The sequence below is a fragment of the Cupriavidus sp. IDO genome, from assembly GCF_000812465.1.
GTDB lineage: Bacteria > Pseudomonadota > Gammaproteobacteria > Burkholderiales > Burkholderiaceae > Cupriavidus.
Genome location: NZ_JWMA01000059.1, coordinates 16,101 through 31,907, shown reverse-complemented (window position 1 = coordinate 31,907; position 15,807 = coordinate 16,101). Strand labels below are relative to the sequence as shown.

Here is a 15,807-nt window from a genome sequence, read left to right as displayed (position 1 = left end):
AACGAGATTATGCAGAGCTTTCTTCGTTTCGTCAACTGGTTCAGCAATCTTTTTTTGCTGCGTCAGCGTCGCGCTTTGCACGTCGCCAACCTCACCGGTCGACCCCGCAACCCTTGCCAGTGCTGCCTTGCAGCGCCGCGTTGTGTTGCGAGGAGGCGAATAGTAGGCGGGTTCTACGGACCTTGCAACACCTTTGTCACAGTGCCCTGGAAGCACCCGCCGGCGGGTCAATCGCAACCCGTTGATCGATAAGGGAATAACTCGTTTTAGTTAGCGCAAAAGAAAATGAATACCCCCGCGCCAACCTCGGGTATTCCCCTATCAAGTCATCAACGATGCTGGAAATTCGGGCTACGCTTTTCGACAAACGCGGCCATCCCCTCCTTCTGGTCTTCGCTGGCGAAGGTCGAATGGAAGAGGCGGCGCTCGAAACGTACGCCTTCGGCCAGGGTGGTCTCGTAGGCGGCGTTGATCGATTCCTTGATCATCATCACGACCGGCAGCGAGAACCCGGCGATGGTGTCCGCTGCAGCCATGACCTCCTCCAGCAGCTTGTCGGCCGGAACCACGCGCGACACCAGGCCGGCGCGCTCGGCCTCGGCTGCGTCCATCATGCGGGCGGTCAGGCACAGGTCCATGGCCTTGGCCTTGGACACCGCGCGCGGCATACGCTGGGTGCCACCGGCGCCGGGCATGGTGCCGAGCTTCACTTCAGGCTGGCCGAACTTCGCCGAATCGGCCGCGATGATGATGTCGCACATCATGGCCAGTTCGCTCCCGCCGCCCAGGGCGTAGCCTGCCACGGCAGCGATCACCGGCTTGCGGATCTTGCGGATGGTTTCCCAGTTGCGGGTGATGTAATCGCCCTTGTAGACATCCATGAAGGAGTACTTGGACATCATGCCGATATCGGCCCCGGCCGCAAACGCACGGTCGCTGCCGGTAATGACAATGGCACCCACTGCCTCATCCTGGTCGAACGCCGTCAGCGCAGCGCCAAGCTCGTCCATCAGCGCGTCATTGAGCGCGTTCAGGGCCTTCGGCCGGTTTAGCGTGATCAGGCCAACGCGGCCGCGCGTCTCCACCAGGATGTTTTCGTACGACATGTCTCTTCTCCTCTGTGCGAAAGTGAATCAGTCTTGGGATCCAGCGAGACAATACTCGTGCAGCGGGATTAGTGCTACCATTAGCTGACCGACTGGTCGGTTTATTTAACGGATTTGCCCTGCTTCCTACAATTCCCTGGCAGCCGTTTAATGCGCGGCACCGCCACGACCGGCTGCGAGAACAAATCAGGCAGGAGACAACAATGCCCTCGATGCCCCCGTCCACTGACCAGCCGGTCAGCCTGGAATCCGGCCCCATCTTGCTGCGCTGGCATGGCCCCGTTGCCATGATCACGCTCAACCGTCCCGACAAGCTCAACAGTTTCACCCGCGAAATGCATGCAGCGCTGCAACAGGCGCTGGACCATGTCGAGTCCGGCGGCGCCCGCGCGCTGCTGCTGACCGGTGCCGGGCGCGGCTTCTGCGCCGGACAGGACCTCGCTGACCTGGATTTCACACCGGGGCACATGACCGACCTGGGCGAACTCATCGATACCTGGTTCAACCCGCTGATCCGGCGTCTGCAAACGCTGCCGCTGCCGGTGGTGGCCGCCGTGAACGGTACGGCCGCGGGCGCCGGCGCAAACCTGGCGCTGGCCTGCGACATGGTGCTGGCGGCGCGATCCGCCAGCTTTATCCAGGCCTTCGTCAAAATCGGACTCGTGCCCGATTCCGGCGGCACCTGGCTGCTGCCCAAGCGCATCGGCATGGCTCGCGCCATGGGCCTGGCCATGACCGGCGACCGACTCCCCGCCGAAGAAGCCGAGAAATGGGGCCTGATCTGGGAAGCCATGGACGACCCCTTGCTGCCCGAGCAGGCCCTTGCGCTGGCCACCCACCTCGCGGCGCAGCCGACCCGCGCGCTGGCCGCCATCAAGCGCGCCATGCACGGCAGCGCCACCGCCACGCTCGATGCCCAGCTCGACCTGGAACGGGACCTGCAACGCGAACTGGGGCAATCGCATGACTATATGGAGGGCGTCAACGCCTTCCTGGAGAAGCGCGCCCCGCGATTCACCGGCGAGTAGCCGGCAGGTACCGGACTCACACCGCCATCCCCGAGCGGCGCAGCACAACATGACAGGAGACCAGCTTGACCGGAGATCCCCAGGCGCTCGCCGAAGCGGCCGCGGCCGCCATGTATGAATCCGATACCTGCAGCCGCTGGCTGGGCATCGTGGTCGAGACCGTGCGCCCCGGCTATGCGCGGCTGACGATGCCGGTGCGCAAGGAATTCCTCAATGGACACGGCATCTGCCACGGCGGGCTGATGTTCACGCTGGCCGATTCCAGCTTCGCTTTCGCCTGCAACAGCCACAATATCAATACCGTGGCCGCCGGCTGCAGCATCGAATTCCTCAAGCCCGTCCACGGCGGCGACGTGCTGACCGCAGAGGCGGTCGAGCAAACCCGGTCGGGCCGGCACGGCATCTACGATATCCGCGTCACCAACGCGGCCGGCGAGGTGGTGGCGATGTTCCGCGGCAAGTCCGCGCAGATCAAGGGACATGTGGTGCCGCCGCCGGCCGCCGCCGACTGACCTGGCGATCTGACCGGACGCGCACACGATCCATCGACAAACGCCCCCTACCTTCGTGCAGGAGACAATATGAGCACGCGCCTGACCGATCTGCCCCTTGACCCGATCGAGACCGCGAGCCGCGACGAACTCCAGGCCCTGCAGCTGGAGCGCCTGAAATGGTCGCTCAACCACGCCTACCAGAATTCTCCGGTCTATCGCCGCAAGTTCGACGAGGCCGGCGTCCAACCGGAACAGCTGAAGACGCTGGCCGACCTGGCCCGCTTTCCGTTCACCAGCAAGCAGGACCTGCGCGACAACTACCCCTTCGGCATGTTCGCGGTGCCGCAGGATCGCGTCGCGCGGGTGCACGCCTCGTCGGGGACGACCGGCAAGCCCACGGTGGTGGGCTATACGCTGAAGGACATCGACACCTGGGCGACGGTGATGGCGCGCTCGATCCGCGCGTCCGGCGCGCGGCGTGGCGACAAGGTGCACGTCAGCTACGGCTATGGGCTGTTCACCGGCGGCCTGGGCGCGCACTACGGGGTGGAAAAGGCTGGCTTGACTGCGATTCCGTTTGGCGGCGGGCAGACCGAACGCCAGGTCCAGCTGATCCTGGACTTCAAGCCCGAGATCATCATGGTCACGCCAAGCTATATGCTGGCGATTGCCGACGAGATCGAGCGCCAGGGCATCGATCCGGCCGGCACCTCGCTGCGCGTTGGTATCTTCGGCGCCGAGCCATGGACGCCGGAGATGCGGCTCGCGATCGAGAAGCGCATGGGCATTTCGGCGGTCGATATCTACGGCCTGTCAGAGGTGATGGGCCCCGGCGTGGCCAACGAGTGCGCCGAGACCAAGGACGGCCCGACCATCTGGGAAGACCACTTCTACCCGGAGATCATCGATCCCAATACCGGCGAGGTGCTGCCCGACGGCGAGTTTGGCGAGCTGGTGTTCACCTCCCTCACGAAAGAAGCCATGCCGGTGGTGCGCTACCGTACCCGCGACCTGACCCGGCTGCTGCCCGGCACGGCGCGCCCGGCCTTCCGCCGCATGGAGAAAGTCACCGGCCGGACCGACGACATGATGATCGTGCGCGGGGTCAACGTATTCCCGTCGCAGATCGAGGAACTGATCCTGAAGCATCCGGAGCTGGCGCCGCACTACCAGTGCGTGCTGAGCAAGGACGGCCACATGGATACGCTGACGGTGCGGGTGGAATGCGCGCATGGCGCCGAGCCGGCCATGGCGCAGACCGCGCGCGCCACGCTGGCCAATGACATCAAGGCGTATATCGGCGTCACCGCGGGGATCGAGGTGCTGCCCGAAGGCGGGGTCGAGCGCTCCGTCGGCAAGGCGCGGCGCATCGTCGACCTGCGCCCGCGCTGAGCGGGCGCCGATCCGCTCTAGCTACGCGGCATCAGCACCCACATGCGGCCGCCCTGCTTCATGCGGCCCGCGGTTTCGCCGGCGGCATCGCCGGCGCCCCAGAAGAAGTCCGCGCGCACGCCGCCCTTGATGGCCGTGCCGGTGTCCTGCGCGAACATGAGGCGCTGGATCGGCTCGGTGGACAGGGGCCGCGTGGTCGACAGGAACACTGGCACACCCAGCGGAATGGTGGCCGGGTCGACGGCAATCGAGCGCTCGGCCGTCAGCGGCACGCCCAGCGCGCCCACCGGGCCCTCGTTGGTCGGCGGCAGTTCGCGGAAGAAGACAAAGCGCGGATTGATGTTCAGCATTTCCTCGACACGAGCCGGATTGGCGCGCGCCCAGGCCTTGATGCCCTGCATCGTCGCCTGCGCCGACGTGATTTCGCCGCGGTCGAGCAGCCACTTGCCGAACGAGCGGAACGGCTGGTCGTTGGTGCCGCCGAAGCCTACCCGCATCATGGTCCCGTCGGGCAGCCGGATGCGGCCCGAGCCCTGGATCTGCAGGAAAGCTGCCTCGACCGGGTCATCGACCCACACCAGCTCATTGCCGCGCATGGCCGGGTTCTGCAGAAGCTCGGCCCGCCCCGGCAAGGCACGGCTGCCGAACTGGGCCGGCTTGCGGTACAGCGGCACCTGATACTGGCCCTGGCGCGTGCGCGAGCCGTGCAGGATCGGCTCGTAGTAGCCGGTGATCAGGCCGTTGTCGGTGCCGTCGCCGTTGATCACCCGGAACGGCTGGAAGTTGCTTTCGAAATAGGCACGCATGGCGTTGAGGTCGCCGGCGTCGACCATCAGGCCGGCCGCGCAGGCGCGGCTCCATTCGGCGCGCTTCTTCAGCGCCTGGCAGCTGGCCTGCAGGGCGGGCCAGGCAGCGCGCATGTCATCCTGGTCCCAGCCGCCGATCTCGTTCCAGCTTGCCGCCTGCAGGCGCCCCTTCTGGGCGGACGAGGGGGGCACCGGTGCCCCCGGAGTCGCGCCGGTCTCGATGCGCGGGGGCGGGCCGCTCATGCAGCCGGCCAGCAACGCGCTCGCCGCAGCCAGCGCCAGCCAGCCGCGCCAGGGCGCACCCGATCCGGCGCGGGTGGCGGATCGCGGAAAGGAAGAAACAGAATCCAGGTATGCCATCTTGCAAGTGTCAATAGTCCGCGGCCAGCGGCGCGGCGAGCGGCGGCGATGCCCTACAATGCCCACCGTCATCGTTCATGGTTGCCAACGCGCCCCTGCGAGCCGCCGCCCGTCACAATCATCATGAGCAAGTTCTTCGAAGCCCATCCCATGCTGCTGTTCGCGCTCGAGGCCGGCGTGGCGCTGTTCCTGCTGATCTTTATCGTGGTCTGGACGATGGGCACCGCCAGGAAAAACCCGCGCCCCACCCGCGCGCCCGCGGACCATCCGTCGCGCAAGGCACCGGAACAGCAAGACCAGCCGGCGCAGGATCAGGACAGCGCGACGCGCCAGTAGGTTCCCGAGGTCAGTGGAGCATGCGCGGCAGGACCAGCGCAAACTCCGGAATCGGTACCTCGAAACGGTGACCGTCCTCGGCCACGCAGAAATATTCGCCCTTCATCGAGCCGACCGGGGTCGAGATGGTGGCCCAGCTGGTGTACTCGAAGTGCTCGCCCGGCTTGAGCAGCGGCTGGTGGCCGACCACGCCAAGGCCCGAGACCTCCTGCGTGCCGTTATCGCTGTCGGTGATGACCCAGTGGCGGGAGATCAGTTGCGCCGTCACTTCGCCGGTGTTCTGGATGGTGATGGTGTAGGCGAAGGCGTAGCGCCCGCGATCGGGGTCTGACTGGTCGGGCAGGTGCTGGGTGCGCACCGTCACCGAAAAAGCGTATTCGCTCATTGTCTGCAGGATCCGGCTGAGGGCGATCTGGAAGCCGCCCGGGCAAATGGGTAGGCGCATTGTGCGGCAAGGCTCCGGCAGCGGCAAGCGGGCGCGGAACGCGCCGTCGAGCCCGGGAAGCGTAAAATACGCGCCATTCGCCGTCGGCAGCGCCACGATCGCGCAGCCGCTGCCGCCTGACAAGACGCTCTCCCCAATACCGCCTGCCGCCATGACCACGCCCACTTACCGCATCGCCCCGTCCATCCTGTCCGCCGACTTCGCCCGCCTGGGCGAGGAAGTCCGCCGCGTGACCGAGGCCGGTGCCGACTGGATCCACTTCGACGTGATGGACAACCATTACGTGCCCAACCTGACCATCGGCCCGATGGTGTGCGAGGCCATCCGCCCCCACGTGACCGCGCCGATCGACGTGCACCTGATGGTGCGCCCGGTCGATCGCATCATCCCGGATTTTGCCAAGGCCGGTGCCAATATCATCACCTTCCACCCGGAAGCCAGCGAGCACGTCGACCGCTCGCTCGCGCTGATCCGCGACAACGGCTGCCAGGCCGGCCTGGTGTTCAACCCGGCCACGCCGCTGCACCACCTGGACCACGTCATGGACCGCCTGGATGTGATCCTGCTGATGTCGGTCAACCCGGGCTTCGGCGGCCAGTCGTTCATTCCCGAGACGCTCAACAAGCTGCGCGCCGTGCGCCAGCGCATTGATGAGTACAAGGCCCGCACCGGCCGCACCATCCTGCTGGAAGTGGATGGCGGCGTGAAGGTGGACAACATCGCCGAGATCGCCGCGGCCGGCGCCGATACCTTCGTGGCCGGCTCGGCCGTGTTCGGCAAGCCTGATGCGGATGGCGGCTACCGCGGCATCATCTCGGCCCTGCGCGCCGAACTGGCCAAGGCCGGCCAATGAGCGCCGGCATGGCGCTGCGCCGCACCGACTGGGGCGGAATCGAAGGCGTGATCGTCGACCTCGACGGCACCATGGTCGACACCGCGGGCGACTTCCACGCGTCGATCAACGCCATGCTGCTGGCGCTGGGCCGCCAGCATCCCAACCTCGGGCCGGTGGCGCCAATGTCGGAGCAGGAGATCGTCAGCTTCGTCGGCAAGGGCTCGGAGAACCTGATCCGGCGCGTGCTGGACGCGCGCTTTTCGCCGCTGCACGCCAACGGGCTGTTTGCCGAGGCCTACGGCCTGTACGACCGCGAATACATCCGCATCAACGGCCAGTTCTCCAACATCTACCCCGGCGTGCGCGAGGGCTTGGCAATGCTGAAGACGGCGGGACTGCGGCTGGCCTGCGTGACGAACAAGCCATACAGCTTCACCGAGCCGCTGCTGGCCAAGACCGGGCTGGCGCAGTATTTCGAGCTGGTCTACGGCGGCGACGCCTTCGCCCTGCGCAAGCCCGACCCCTACCCGCTGCTGAAGGTGGCGGAACATTTCCGGCTCGATCCCGCCGCCATGGTGGCCCTGGGCGACTCGGAAAATGACGCGCAGGCGGCCCGCGCGGCCGGCATGGGCGTGCTGCTTCTGCCCTATGGCTACAACCATGGCAACCCTGTACAAGGCGTCGACGCCGATGGTATAGTCGACAGCATTGTCCGCGCCGCCGAGCTTATTTCGACACACCGGGCAAGTCACCGATAGTCGATGGCCACTGCGGATTCGCAAGCGCCATCGCCCCGAAATCGCTGAAAGACTTCATGTTCCTCAACCGCAAACGCATCTCTTCTGGCAGTGATCGGCAGGCTTGGCCCTGGCGTCGCTGGCGCGCCTTCCAACAGGCGTAAAGTGCGTTCGCGAGTCTGCTGACGCGCCCTCGACCCGAGGGCGTCGCCAACACCGGCCCAGTTCCGGCCGGTCACCACACCAAACCCGCAGCAAGCCCGTAGCACCGGCATTCCTTTGTGCTACGTTAAGCTCAAGAACGCGCCGCACGCCCTTCCCGGCCGTGTGCAGTCTTGTCCGCAAGCCGCTTGCACCACGGCCCGTCAACGGGGCGGGTATCCATTCGCTCCAGCCTGATTGCCCTGATTGCTGATAAGCAGCGGCGCCGCGCCACTCCACCGCGCAGCGCGGGCCGCACAAGAGGACCGACATGACCGAACTGGAATTCAAATCGCTGGCCGACCAGGGCTACAACCGCATCCCGCTGATTGCCGAGGCCTTTGCCGACCTGGAAACGCCGCTGTCGCTGTACCTGAAGCTGGCCCAGTCGCAGACACGCGGCATCAACACCTTCCTGCTCGAATCGGTGGTGGGCGGCGAGCGGTTCGGACGCTTTTCCTTCATCGGCCTGCATGCCCGCACGCTGCTGCGCGCCTATGGCAACCGCACCGAGGTGGTGACCGATGGCAAGGTGGTGGAAACCCGTGAAGGCAATCCGCTCGACTTCATCGCCGAGTTCGAGAAGCGCTTCAAGGTGGCGCTGCGCCCCGGCCTGCCCCGCTTCTGCGGCGGCCTGGCGGGCTATTTCGGCTACGACGCCGTGCGCTATATCGAGAAAAAGCTCGCCGATACGCAGAAGCCCGACGACCTGAACCTGCCCGACATCCAGTTGCTGCTGTGCGAGGAACTGGCCGTGATCGACAACCTGTCGGGCAAGCTCTACCTGATCGTCTACGCCGATCCGACCACGCCCGAGGCCTATCCGCGCGCCCGCCAGCGCCTGCGCGAGCTGCGCATGAAGCTGCGCCAGCCGGTGGACGTGCCGGTCACCAGCCCGTCGGTGCAGACCGAGGTCTACCGCGAGTTCGACAAGGCCGACTACATCGCCGCCGTGCACAAGGCCAAGGAATACATCATGGCCGGCGACATGATGCAGGTGCAGATCGGCCAGCGCCTGATGAAGCCCTACCGCGACGCGCCGCTGTCGCTGTACCGCGCGCTGCGCTCGCTGAACCCGTCGCCTTACATGTACTTCTACAACTTCGGCGACTTCCAGATCGTGGGCGCCTCGCCGGAGATCCTGGTGCGCCAGGAAAGCCGCAAGGTCGGCACCAACGGCGACACCCGCAACGAACACATCGTCACCATCCGTCCGCTGGCCGGCACCCGCCCGCGCGGCAACACGCCCGAGAAGGACGCCCAGCTCGCCACCGAACTGCTCAACGATCCGAAGGAGATCGCCGAGCACGTGATGCTGATCGACCTGGCCCGCAACGACATCGGCCGCATCGCCGAGATCGGCTCGGTCAAGGTCACCGACAAGATGGTGATCGAGAAGTACTCGCACGTGCAGCACATCGTCAGCTCGGTCGAAGGCACGCTGCGCGATGGCATGAGCAACCTGGACGTGCTGCGCGCGACCTTCCCGGCCGGCACGCTGTCGGGCGCGCCCAAGGTCCACGCGATGGAGATCATCGACGAGCTGGAGCCGCGCAAGCGCGGCATCTACGGCGGTGCGGTGGGCTACCTGTCGTTCGGCGGCGAAATGGACCTGGCGATTGCCATCCGCACCGGCATCGTCAAGGACGGCAATCTCTACGTGCAGGCGGCCGCCGGCATCGTTGCCGATTCGGACCCCGAAGCCGAATGGAGGGAAACCGAGGCCAAGGCGCGCGCCGTGATCCGCGCCGCCGAGCAGGTCCAGGATGGCCTGGACTCCGACATCTGAAAGAAAAGGAGACAGACGCCATGCTGCTGATGATCGACAACTACGATTCGTTCACCTACAACCTGGTGCAGTACTTCGGCGAGCTCGGTGCCGATGTGCGTACCTTCCGCAACGACGAGATCACGCTGGACGAGATCGAGGCGATGCAGCCCGACCATATCTGCGTGTCGCCCGGCCCGTGCAGCCCGAAGGAAGCCGGCATCTCGGTGGCGGCGCTGCAGCGCTTTGCCGGCAAGATCCCGATGCTCGGCGTGTGCCTGGGCCACCAGGCCATCGGCGAAGCCTTCGGCGGCAAGGTGATCCGCGCCAAGCAGGTCATGCACGGCAAGGTCAGCACCATCGAGACCACGCAGCAAGGCGTGTTCGCCGGCCTGCCCAGGCACTTCGACGTGACGCGCTATCATTCGCTGGCGATCGAGCGCGAGACCCTGCCCGACTGCCTCGAAGTGACCGCCTGGACGCCTGACGGCGAAATCATGGGCGTGCGCCACAAGACGCTGGCGGTCGAAGGCGTGCAGTTCCATCCCGAGTCGATCCTGTCGGAGCATGGCCACGCGCTGCTGGCCAACTTCATCAAGGCGCCGCGATGAGACTGCTCGACACCTCGCCCGCGCCCCTGGCACACCCTCTGCAAACCCCTGCCATCCATACCGACGAGAACGCCATGTCCATCACGCCGCAGGAAGCGCTGACGCGCTGCATCGAACACCGCGAAATCTTCCATGACGAGATGCTGCACCTGATGCGGCAGATCATGCAGGCGCAGATCTCCCCCGTGATGGCCGCCGCGATCCTGACCGGCCTGCGCGTCAAGAAAGAGACCATCGGCGAAATCTCCGCCGCCGCGCAGGTGATGCGCGAATTTGCCAACAAGGTGCAGGTGGCGGATCGCGAGAACTTCGTCGATATCGTCGGCACCGGCGGCGACGGCTCGCACACCTTCAATATCTCCACCGCCTCGATGTTCGTCGCGGCCGCCGCCGGCGCGAAGATCGCCAAGCACGGCAACCGCGGCGTCAGCTCCAAGTCGGGCAGTGCGGACGTGCTGGAGGCGCTGGGCGTGAACATCATGCTCACACCCGAACAGGTCGGCCAGTGCATCGAGCAGACCGGCATCGGCTTCATGTTCGCCCCGACCCACCACCCGGCCATGAAGAACGTGGCGCCGATCCGCAAGGAAATGGGCGTGCGCACCATCTTCAATATCCTGGGCCCGCTGACCAACCCGGCCGACGCCCCCAACATCCTGATGGGCGTGTTCCACCCCGACCTGGTCGGCATCCAGGTGCGCGTGATGCAGCGCCTGGGCGCGAAGCACGCGATCGTGGTCTACGGCAAGGACGGCATGGACGAGGTCTCGCTCGGCGCGGCGACGCTGGTGGGCGAACTGAAGGACGGCGAGGTGCGCGAGTATGAAATCCACCCCGAAGACTTCGGCCTGCAGATGATCTCCAACCGCGGCCTGAAGGTGGCCGACGCGACCGAATCGAAGGAAATGCTGCTCGAAGCGCTGACCAACCTGCCGGGCACTCCGCGCGAGATCGTTTCGCTCAACGCCGGCACCGCGCTGTACGCGGCCAACGTGGCTGATTCGGTCGAGGACGGCATCCGCCGCGCGCGTGAAGCCATCGCCAGCGGCGCCGCGCGCGAGAAGCTCGACCAGTTCGTGCGCGCCACGCAGCAGTTCAAGTAGCGATTGTCGTGCCCGCGCAGGCGGGAACCCAGCGTCTTTGCCTTTCAGGCGGAGATGAAAGTCACTGGGCTCCCGCTTTCGCGGGAGCGACGTTCAGAGAGTACGAATATGTCCGACATCCTGCAAAAAATCCTGGCCGTGAAGGCCGACGAAGTGTCCGCCGCCCGCAAGAAGCGCGAGCTGCCCAGCCTGCGCGCCGAGGCCGAAAGCCTGCGCAACGAGGCCGGCTTCGCGCCGCGCGGTTTCGAGCGCGCGCTGCGCGAGAAGATCACCGCCGGACACGCCGGCGTGATCGCCGAGGTCAAGAAGGCCTCGCCGTCCAAGGGCGTGCTGCGCGAGAACTTCGTGCCCGAGGCCATCGCCGAAAGCTACGCCAGCCATGGTGCCGCCTGTTTATCGGTGCTGACCGACGTGAACTTCTTCCAGGGACACGCCGACTACCTCAAGCGCGCCCGCGGCGCCTGCCCGTTGCCTGCCCTGCGCAAGGACTTCATGGTCGACCTGTACCAGGTCTATGAGGCCCGCACTTGGGGCGCCGACTGCATCCTCCTGATCGTGGCCGCGCTCGACCCGGGCCTGATGGCCGACCTGGAGGCCTGCGCGCATGAACTCGGCATGGACGTGCTGGTGGAAGTGCACGGCGATGACGAACTCGATGCCGCCCTGCGCCTGAAGACGCCGCTGCTGGGCGTGAACAACCGCAACCTGCGCACTTTCGAGGTCTCGCTCGACAACACGCTGGACCTGCTGCCGCACATGCCGGCCGACAAGCTGGCGGTGACCGAATCCGGCATCCTCGGCCCGGCCGACGTGAAGCGCATGCGCGATGCCAACGTGCATGCGTTCCTGGTCGGCGAGGCCTTTATGCGCGCGCCCGATCCGGGTGTGGAGCTGGCACGGCTGTTTGCCTGACCCGATGGCACAGGAAATCGAACTCAAGCTGGCAGTCCCGGATGACGCCCTCGCCCCGCTCGCCGCCTGGCTCGACGCCAACAGCGAGCCGCAGGGCGAATCCACCCTGCTCAACGTCTACCTCGACACCCCGGCCCGCGACCTGGCCCGCGCACGCGCTGCGCTGCGGCTGCGCCGCAAGGGCGCTCAGTGGCTGCAGACGCTGAAGACCGCTGGCAGCAGCCAGTCTGGCCTCGCCACCCGCCACGAATGGGAAACCGAAGTGGCCGGCGAGGCGATCGAGCTGCAACGCTTTCCGGCCGAGGCCCGCGCATTGCTGGCGCCGCTGGCCGACCGCCTGGCGCCCGTGTTCCGCACCGACTTCGTCCGCCGCACCTGGCTGATCGGCCAGGACGGCGCGCGGATCGAAGCGGCGCTAGACACCGGCACCATCACGGCTCCGGCCTGCGCCACGCAGGAGCGTATCCAGGAACTCGAGCTGGAATGGCTGTCAGGCGATAACGCCCATGCTGCCGACGCCTTGCGCGCACTGGCCACCCGCCTGCAGTCCGTGGCAGCGCTCGCGCCCTCCGACCTGAGCAAGGCCGCGCGCGGCTACCGGCTGGCCGGCACCACCCAGAACGACGTTCCCTGACACCTGCATGCAAGCTGACCTCTTCGCGCCCGACACCGCCGACACCAAAGCAGAACCCGGCCCGGTAGCCGGCCTCCAGGCCCAGGCCGATGCCCTGCCCGCCGCGTGGCGCGAACTGCTGGCGCCATGCATTGACCACGTGCCCGCCTGGCAGGAACTGGCCGCCTTCGTCGATGGCGAACGCGCCTCCGGCAAGCCGGTCTTTCCGCATCGCGTCTTCCATGCGCTGCACCTGACCCCGCCCGATGCGGTGAAGGTCGTCATCCTCGGCCAGGACCCGTACCACGGCACCGGCACCGTGGGTGGCGCGGAGCTACCGCAGGCGCACGGCCTTGCCTTCTCGGTGCCCGAAGGCATCAAGGTGCCGCCGAGCCTGCGCAATATCTTCAAGGAAATCGCCGCCGAATACGGCGAGGAACCCGCGCCGCGCGCCTCCGGCAATCTCGAAGGCTGGGCCAGGCAAGGCGTGCTGCTGCTGAACACCGTGCTGACCGTGGAACAGGGCCAGGCGGCCAGCCACGCACGGCGCGGCTGGGAGGCGGTGACCGATTGCCTGATCCACGCGCTTGCCGCGAGCCGCCCGAACCTGGTGTTCCTGCTGTGGGGCAGCCATGCGCAGGCCAAGAAGCCGCTGCTCGACGGGCAGCACTGCGTGCTGGAAGCCCCGCATCCGTCGCCGCTGTCGGCGCACCGCGGCTTCCTCGGCTGCGGGCATTTCCGGGAAGCCAATCGCTGGCTGGAAGCGCACGGCAGGACCGCGATCGACTGGCGGGAAGCCTGAGCCACTACATGGTTGGCCGGAACTCGAACGTCGCGAACGCTCCCTGCCCGGGCTCGACGTCCACCCGCAGCACGTGCGCCGCGGGTGGTCCGGTCTCCATCCAGCGCCGCAGTGCCTCCAGCTGCCCGGTGGTGCCGCAGGCCATGACCTCGACCGTGCCATCGGCCCGGTTGCGCACCCAGCCGCCCAGGCCGAGGGCGATTGCCTCCTCGGCGCAGGCAGCCCGGTAGCCCACGCCCTGCACCCGTCCGCGCGCCGTCATGTGCCAGGTTTCCATCGCATTTCCTTCCTCAGACGCCGCCGGGACAGCCCGGCCGCGAATTGTCACGTACAACACGTAAACTAGGCGGCTGTCCCAAGCGTTACCAGAGAATGCGCGCCACCTGGCGTGATTCCCGCGGCACTCCGCGGTTCCGCCCTCGCTCATCGTGATGGCGCCCGCCTCCCGCCGCGGCCGACTGGCCGGCTTCCTCGCTTCCGGCCTACGATGCCCCCATGATGCTGCCTGACCAAAACCATCCGGCCCCGCCCGCGCCAGCGCCTGGCTTCGACAGCCAGTTGCTGACCGCGCCGCCCAACCGCTTCGACCTCGCGCTGCTGCCCATCATCCTGGCCGTCATCGTGCTGGTGGCGTTCGCGGCACAGCAGATGAACGCGCCGTTCCGCCCGGGCGAGCCGCTCGACGTGCATCTCGACATCGCCTACCTGCCCTATTACCTGATGCGCACCAGCATCCGGATGCTGGCGGCGCTGGCGGCCTCGCTGCTGTTCTCGCTGGCCTTTGCCGCGCTGGCCTCCAAGAACCGCACGGCCGAGAAGATCATGGTGCCGGCGCTGGACATCCTGCAGTCGATCCCGGTGCTGGGCTTCCTGTCGATCACGGTGACCGGCTTCATTGCGCTCTTTCCCGGCAACCTGGTCGGCGTGGAGTGCGCGGCGATCTTTGCGATCTTCACCTCGCAGGCCTGGAACATGGCGTTCAGCCTGTACCAGTCGTTCCGCACCATCCCGGGCGATCTGCTGGAGGCTGCCGCCATGTTCCGGCTGTCGCCGTGGCAGCGCTTCTGGCGGCTCGAAGTGCCCTTCGCCATGCCGGGGCTGCTGTGGAACATGATGATGTCGATGTCGGGCGGCTGGTTCTTCGTGGTGGCGTCCGAAGCAATTTCGGTGTCGGGCAACGATATCCGGCTGCCGGGCATCGGCTCCTATATCGCGCTCGCCATCCAGCAGCAGAACCTGTCGGCCATCGGCTGGGCCATCCTGGCGATGCTGATCGGCATCCTGCTGTACGACCAACTGCTGTTCCGCCCGCTGGTGGCGTGGGCCGACCGCTTCCGCTTCGAGACGCTGGCGCAGGAGAAAGAGCCGGAATCCTGGCTGCTGAACCTGCTGCGCCGCTCGGAATGGGTCAGCGCACTGCTGGCGGGCGCCGCCGCGCTGGGCGAACGAACCCTGGCGTGGGGCTCGCGCCGGCACGCCCAAGCGGCACCGGAGGGCGATCCGGTCCGCGCCCAGCGGTTCGAGCGCCTGCGCGACGCCGCCATCGTGCTGGTGGCGCTGCTTGCGCTGTACCGTGTAATGCACTTCGTGCACAGCGAAGTGGGCTGGGCCGAAGTCGGCCATGTGTTCTGGCTCGGCATGCTGACCATGGTGCGGGTGATCGTGCTGATCGCGCTGGCGGCGCTGGTGTGGGTGCCGATCGGCATCCGCATCGGCCTGAACCCGTCGGTGGCGCGCATCGCCCAGCCCGTGGCACAGTTCCTCGCCGCCTTCCCGGCCAACCTGATGTTTCCGCTGGTGGTGGTGCTGATCGCCCGCTTTGGCCTGAATCCGGAAATCTGGCTGAGCCCGCTGATGATCTTCGGCACGCAGTGGTACATCCTGTTCAATGTGGTGGCCGGCGCCTCTGGCATCCCGACCGAGCTGAGGCTTGCGGCGCGCAACTTCGGGCTGCGCGGCTGGCTGCTGTGGAAGCGCTTCCTGATTCCCGCCGTGTTCCCGAGCCTGCTGACCGGACTGGTGACGGCCGCTGGCGGCTCGTGGAATGCGAGTATCGTGGCCGAGTATGTCACCTGGGGCGACCGCACGCTGGTCGCCACCGGCCTGGGCAGCTACATCGCGGAGATGACGTCCCGCGGCGACTTTCCCCGCATTGCGCTGGGTATCGGCGTGATGGCACTTTTCGTGGTCGGCTTCAACCGGCTGCTGTGGAACCGTCTGTATCAACTTGCGCAGGAGCGCACCCGCTTGTAAGGCAA

Annotated in this window: 17 protein-coding genes; 13 read left to right on the top strand and 4 right to left on the bottom strand. The window is 66.6% G+C overall.

What is annotated here, in order from left to right; genetic code table 11:
- Positions 1-329: 329 nt before the first annotated feature.
- Positions 330-1,106, bottom strand: coding sequence for an enoyl-CoA hydratase (locus tag RM96_RS19045; protein ID WP_039012885.1), 777 nt, complete (start codon positions 1,104-1,106; stop codon positions 330-332).
- A 203-nt stretch (positions 1,107-1,309) separates the two neighbouring features.
- On the opposite strand from RM96_RS19045, the gene paaG reads away from it, so the two are divergent.
- The 3 genes from paaG (at position 1,310) to paaK (ending at position 4,020) form a co-directional block, all read left to right on the top strand.
- Positions 1,310-2,134, top strand: coding sequence for a 2-(1,2-epoxy-1,2-dihydrophenyl)acetyl-CoA isomerase PaaG (gene paaG, locus RM96_RS19040; protein ID WP_052279590.1), 825 nt, complete (start codon positions 1,310-1,312; stop codon positions 2,132-2,134).
- Positions 2,135-2,199: 65 nt separating this feature from the next.
- Positions 2,200-2,646 (top strand): hydroxyphenylacetyl-CoA thioesterase PaaI, encoded by a 447-nt coding sequence (gene paaI, locus RM96_RS19035; protein ID WP_039012883.1) that lies wholly within the window; start codon positions 2,200-2,202, stop codon positions 2,644-2,646.
- A gap of 69 nt (positions 2,647-2,715) precedes the next feature.
- On the top strand, positions 2,716-4,020 hold the full coding sequence (paaK, locus tag RM96_RS19030) for a phenylacetate--CoA ligase PaaK (protein ID WP_039012881.1): 1,305 nt from the start codon (positions 2,716-2,718) through the stop codon (positions 4,018-4,020).
- Between the two features lie 17 nt (positions 4,021-4,037).
- Here the strand turns inward: paaK and mltA are convergent, their stop codons facing one another.
- Positions 4,038-5,186, bottom strand: coding sequence for a murein transglycosylase A (gene mltA / locus RM96_RS19025; RefSeq protein ID WP_152624151.1), 1,149 nt, complete (start codon positions 5,184-5,186; stop codon positions 4,038-4,040).
- Between the two features lie 123 nt (positions 5,187-5,309).
- Here mltA and RM96_RS19020 point away from each other — a divergent pair, with 123 nt between their 5' ends.
- Positions 5,310-5,522, top strand: a complete 213-nt coding sequence (locus RM96_RS19020; protein ID WP_039012879.1) for a hypothetical protein — start codon at positions 5,310-5,312, stop codon at positions 5,520-5,522.
- A gap of 10 nt (positions 5,523-5,532) precedes the next feature.
- On the opposite strand, the gene apaG is transcribed toward RM96_RS19020, so the two are convergent.
- Positions 5,533-5,907 (bottom strand): Co2+/Mg2+ efflux protein ApaG, encoded by a 375-nt coding sequence (apaG, locus tag RM96_RS19015; RefSeq protein WP_039012893.1) that lies wholly within the window; start codon positions 5,905-5,907, stop codon positions 5,533-5,535.
- A 211-nt stretch (positions 5,908-6,118) separates the two neighbouring features.
- On the opposite strand from apaG, the gene rpe reads away from it, so the two are divergent.
- The 8 genes from rpe to RM96_RS18975 all read left to right on the top strand — a co-directional run bounded on the left by rpe (position 6,119) and on the right by RM96_RS18975 (position 13,549).
- Positions 6,119-6,820, top strand: a complete 702-nt coding sequence (gene rpe / locus RM96_RS19010) for a ribulose-phosphate 3-epimerase (protein ID WP_039012876.1) — start codon at positions 6,119-6,121, stop codon at positions 6,818-6,820.
- Positions 6,817-7,560, top strand: a complete 744-nt coding sequence (gph, locus tag RM96_RS19005) for a phosphoglycolate phosphatase (RefSeq protein ID WP_039012874.1) — start codon at positions 6,817-6,819, stop codon at positions 7,558-7,560. Before rpe ends, gph begins: the two co-directional genes overlap by 4 nt.
- A gap of 451 nt (positions 7,561-8,011) precedes the next feature.
- Complete coding sequence (trpE, locus tag RM96_RS19000; protein WP_039012872.1) at positions 8,012-9,529, top strand: anthranilate synthase component I; 1,518 nt, start codon at positions 8,012-8,014, stop codon at positions 9,527-9,529.
- A 20-nt stretch (positions 9,530-9,549) separates the two neighbouring features.
- Positions 9,550-10,119, top strand: coding sequence for an aminodeoxychorismate/anthranilate synthase component II (locus RM96_RS18995; protein WP_039012870.1), 570 nt, complete (start codon positions 9,550-9,552; stop codon positions 10,117-10,119).
- A 74-nt stretch (positions 10,120-10,193) separates the two neighbouring features.
- The gene (trpD, locus tag RM96_RS18990; RefSeq protein ID WP_039012892.1) at positions 10,194-11,222 is read left to right on the top strand and encodes an anthranilate phosphoribosyltransferase; all 1,029 of its coding nucleotides are present in this window, start codon (positions 10,194-10,196) and stop codon (positions 11,220-11,222) included.
- 108 nt (positions 11,223-11,330) lie between these two features.
- Positions 11,331-12,134, top strand: coding sequence for an indole-3-glycerol phosphate synthase TrpC (gene trpC / locus RM96_RS18985; protein ID WP_039012868.1), 804 nt, complete (start codon positions 11,331-11,333; stop codon positions 12,132-12,134).
- 4 nt (positions 12,135-12,138) lie between these two features.
- Positions 12,139-12,768 (top strand): CYTH domain-containing protein, encoded by a 630-nt coding sequence (locus tag RM96_RS18980; protein ID WP_039012867.1) that lies wholly within the window; start codon positions 12,139-12,141, stop codon positions 12,766-12,768.
- Positions 12,769-12,775: 7 nt separating this feature from the next.
- On the top strand, positions 12,776-13,549 hold the full coding sequence (locus RM96_RS18975; protein ID WP_039012866.1) for a uracil-DNA glycosylase: 774 nt from the start codon (positions 12,776-12,778) through the stop codon (positions 13,547-13,549).
- Positions 13,550-13,553: 4 nt separating this feature from the next.
- Here RM96_RS18975 and RM96_RS18970 read toward each other — a convergent pair whose 3' ends face one another.
- The gene (locus tag RM96_RS18970) at positions 13,554-13,826 is read right to left on the bottom strand and encodes an acylphosphatase (RefSeq protein WP_039012864.1); all 273 of its coding nucleotides are present in this window, start codon (positions 13,824-13,826) and stop codon (positions 13,554-13,556) included.
- A 221-nt stretch (positions 13,827-14,047) separates the two neighbouring features.
- Between RM96_RS18970 and RM96_RS18965 the strand changes: the two genes are divergently transcribed.
- Entirely contained in the window at positions 14,048-15,802 is a 1,755-nt protein-coding gene (locus RM96_RS18965) for an ABC transporter permease (protein WP_039012890.1), read from the top strand.
- Positions 15,803-15,807 lie beyond the last annotated feature (5 nt).

Coding starts and splice junctions, on each gene's coding strand:
- RM96_RS19045 (WP_039012885.1), bottom strand. CDS start 1,106: ATGTCGTACGAAAACATCCTGGTGGAGACGCGCGGCCGCGTTGGCCTG.
- paaG (WP_052279590.1), top strand. CDS start 1,310: ATGCCCTCGATGCCCCCGTCCACTGACCAGCCGGTCAGCCTGGAATCC.
- paaK (WP_039012881.1), top strand. CDS start 2,716: ATGAGCACGCGCCTGACCGATCTGCCCCTTGACCCGATCGAGACCGCG.
- mltA (WP_152624151.1), bottom strand. CDS start 5,186: ATGGCATACCTGGATTCTGTTTCTTCCTTTCCGCGATCCGCCACCCGC.
- RM96_RS19020 (WP_039012879.1), top strand. CDS start 5,310: ATGAGCAAGTTCTTCGAAGCCCATCCCATGCTGCTGTTCGCGCTCGAG.
- apaG (WP_039012893.1), bottom strand. CDS start 5,907: ATGAGCGAATACGCTTTTTCGGTGACGGTGCGCACCCAGCACCTGCCC.
- rpe (WP_039012876.1), top strand. CDS start 6,119: ATGACCACGCCCACTTACCGCATCGCCCCGTCCATCCTGTCCGCCGAC.
- gph (WP_039012874.1), top strand. CDS start 6,817: ATGAGCGCCGGCATGGCGCTGCGCCGCACCGACTGGGGCGGAATCGAA.
- trpE (WP_039012872.1), top strand. CDS start 8,012: ATGACCGAACTGGAATTCAAATCGCTGGCCGACCAGGGCTACAACCGC.
- RM96_RS18995 (WP_039012870.1), top strand. CDS start 9,550: ATGCTGCTGATGATCGACAACTACGATTCGTTCACCTACAACCTGGTG.
- trpD (WP_039012892.1), top strand. CDS start 10,194: ATGTCCATCACGCCGCAGGAAGCGCTGACGCGCTGCATCGAACACCGC.
- trpC (WP_039012868.1), top strand. CDS start 11,331: ATGTCCGACATCCTGCAAAAAATCCTGGCCGTGAAGGCCGACGAAGTG.
- RM96_RS18980 (WP_039012867.1), top strand. CDS start 12,139: ATGGCACAGGAAATCGAACTCAAGCTGGCAGTCCCGGATGACGCCCTC.
- RM96_RS18975 (WP_039012866.1), top strand. CDS start 12,776: ATGCAAGCTGACCTCTTCGCGCCCGACACCGCCGACACCAAAGCAGAA.
- RM96_RS18970 (WP_039012864.1), bottom strand. CDS start 13,826: ATGGAAACCTGGCACATGACGGCGCGCGGACGGGTGCAGGGCGTGGGC.
- RM96_RS18965 (WP_039012890.1), top strand. CDS start 14,048: ATGCTGCCTGACCAAAACCATCCGGCCCCGCCCGCGCCAGCGCCTGGC.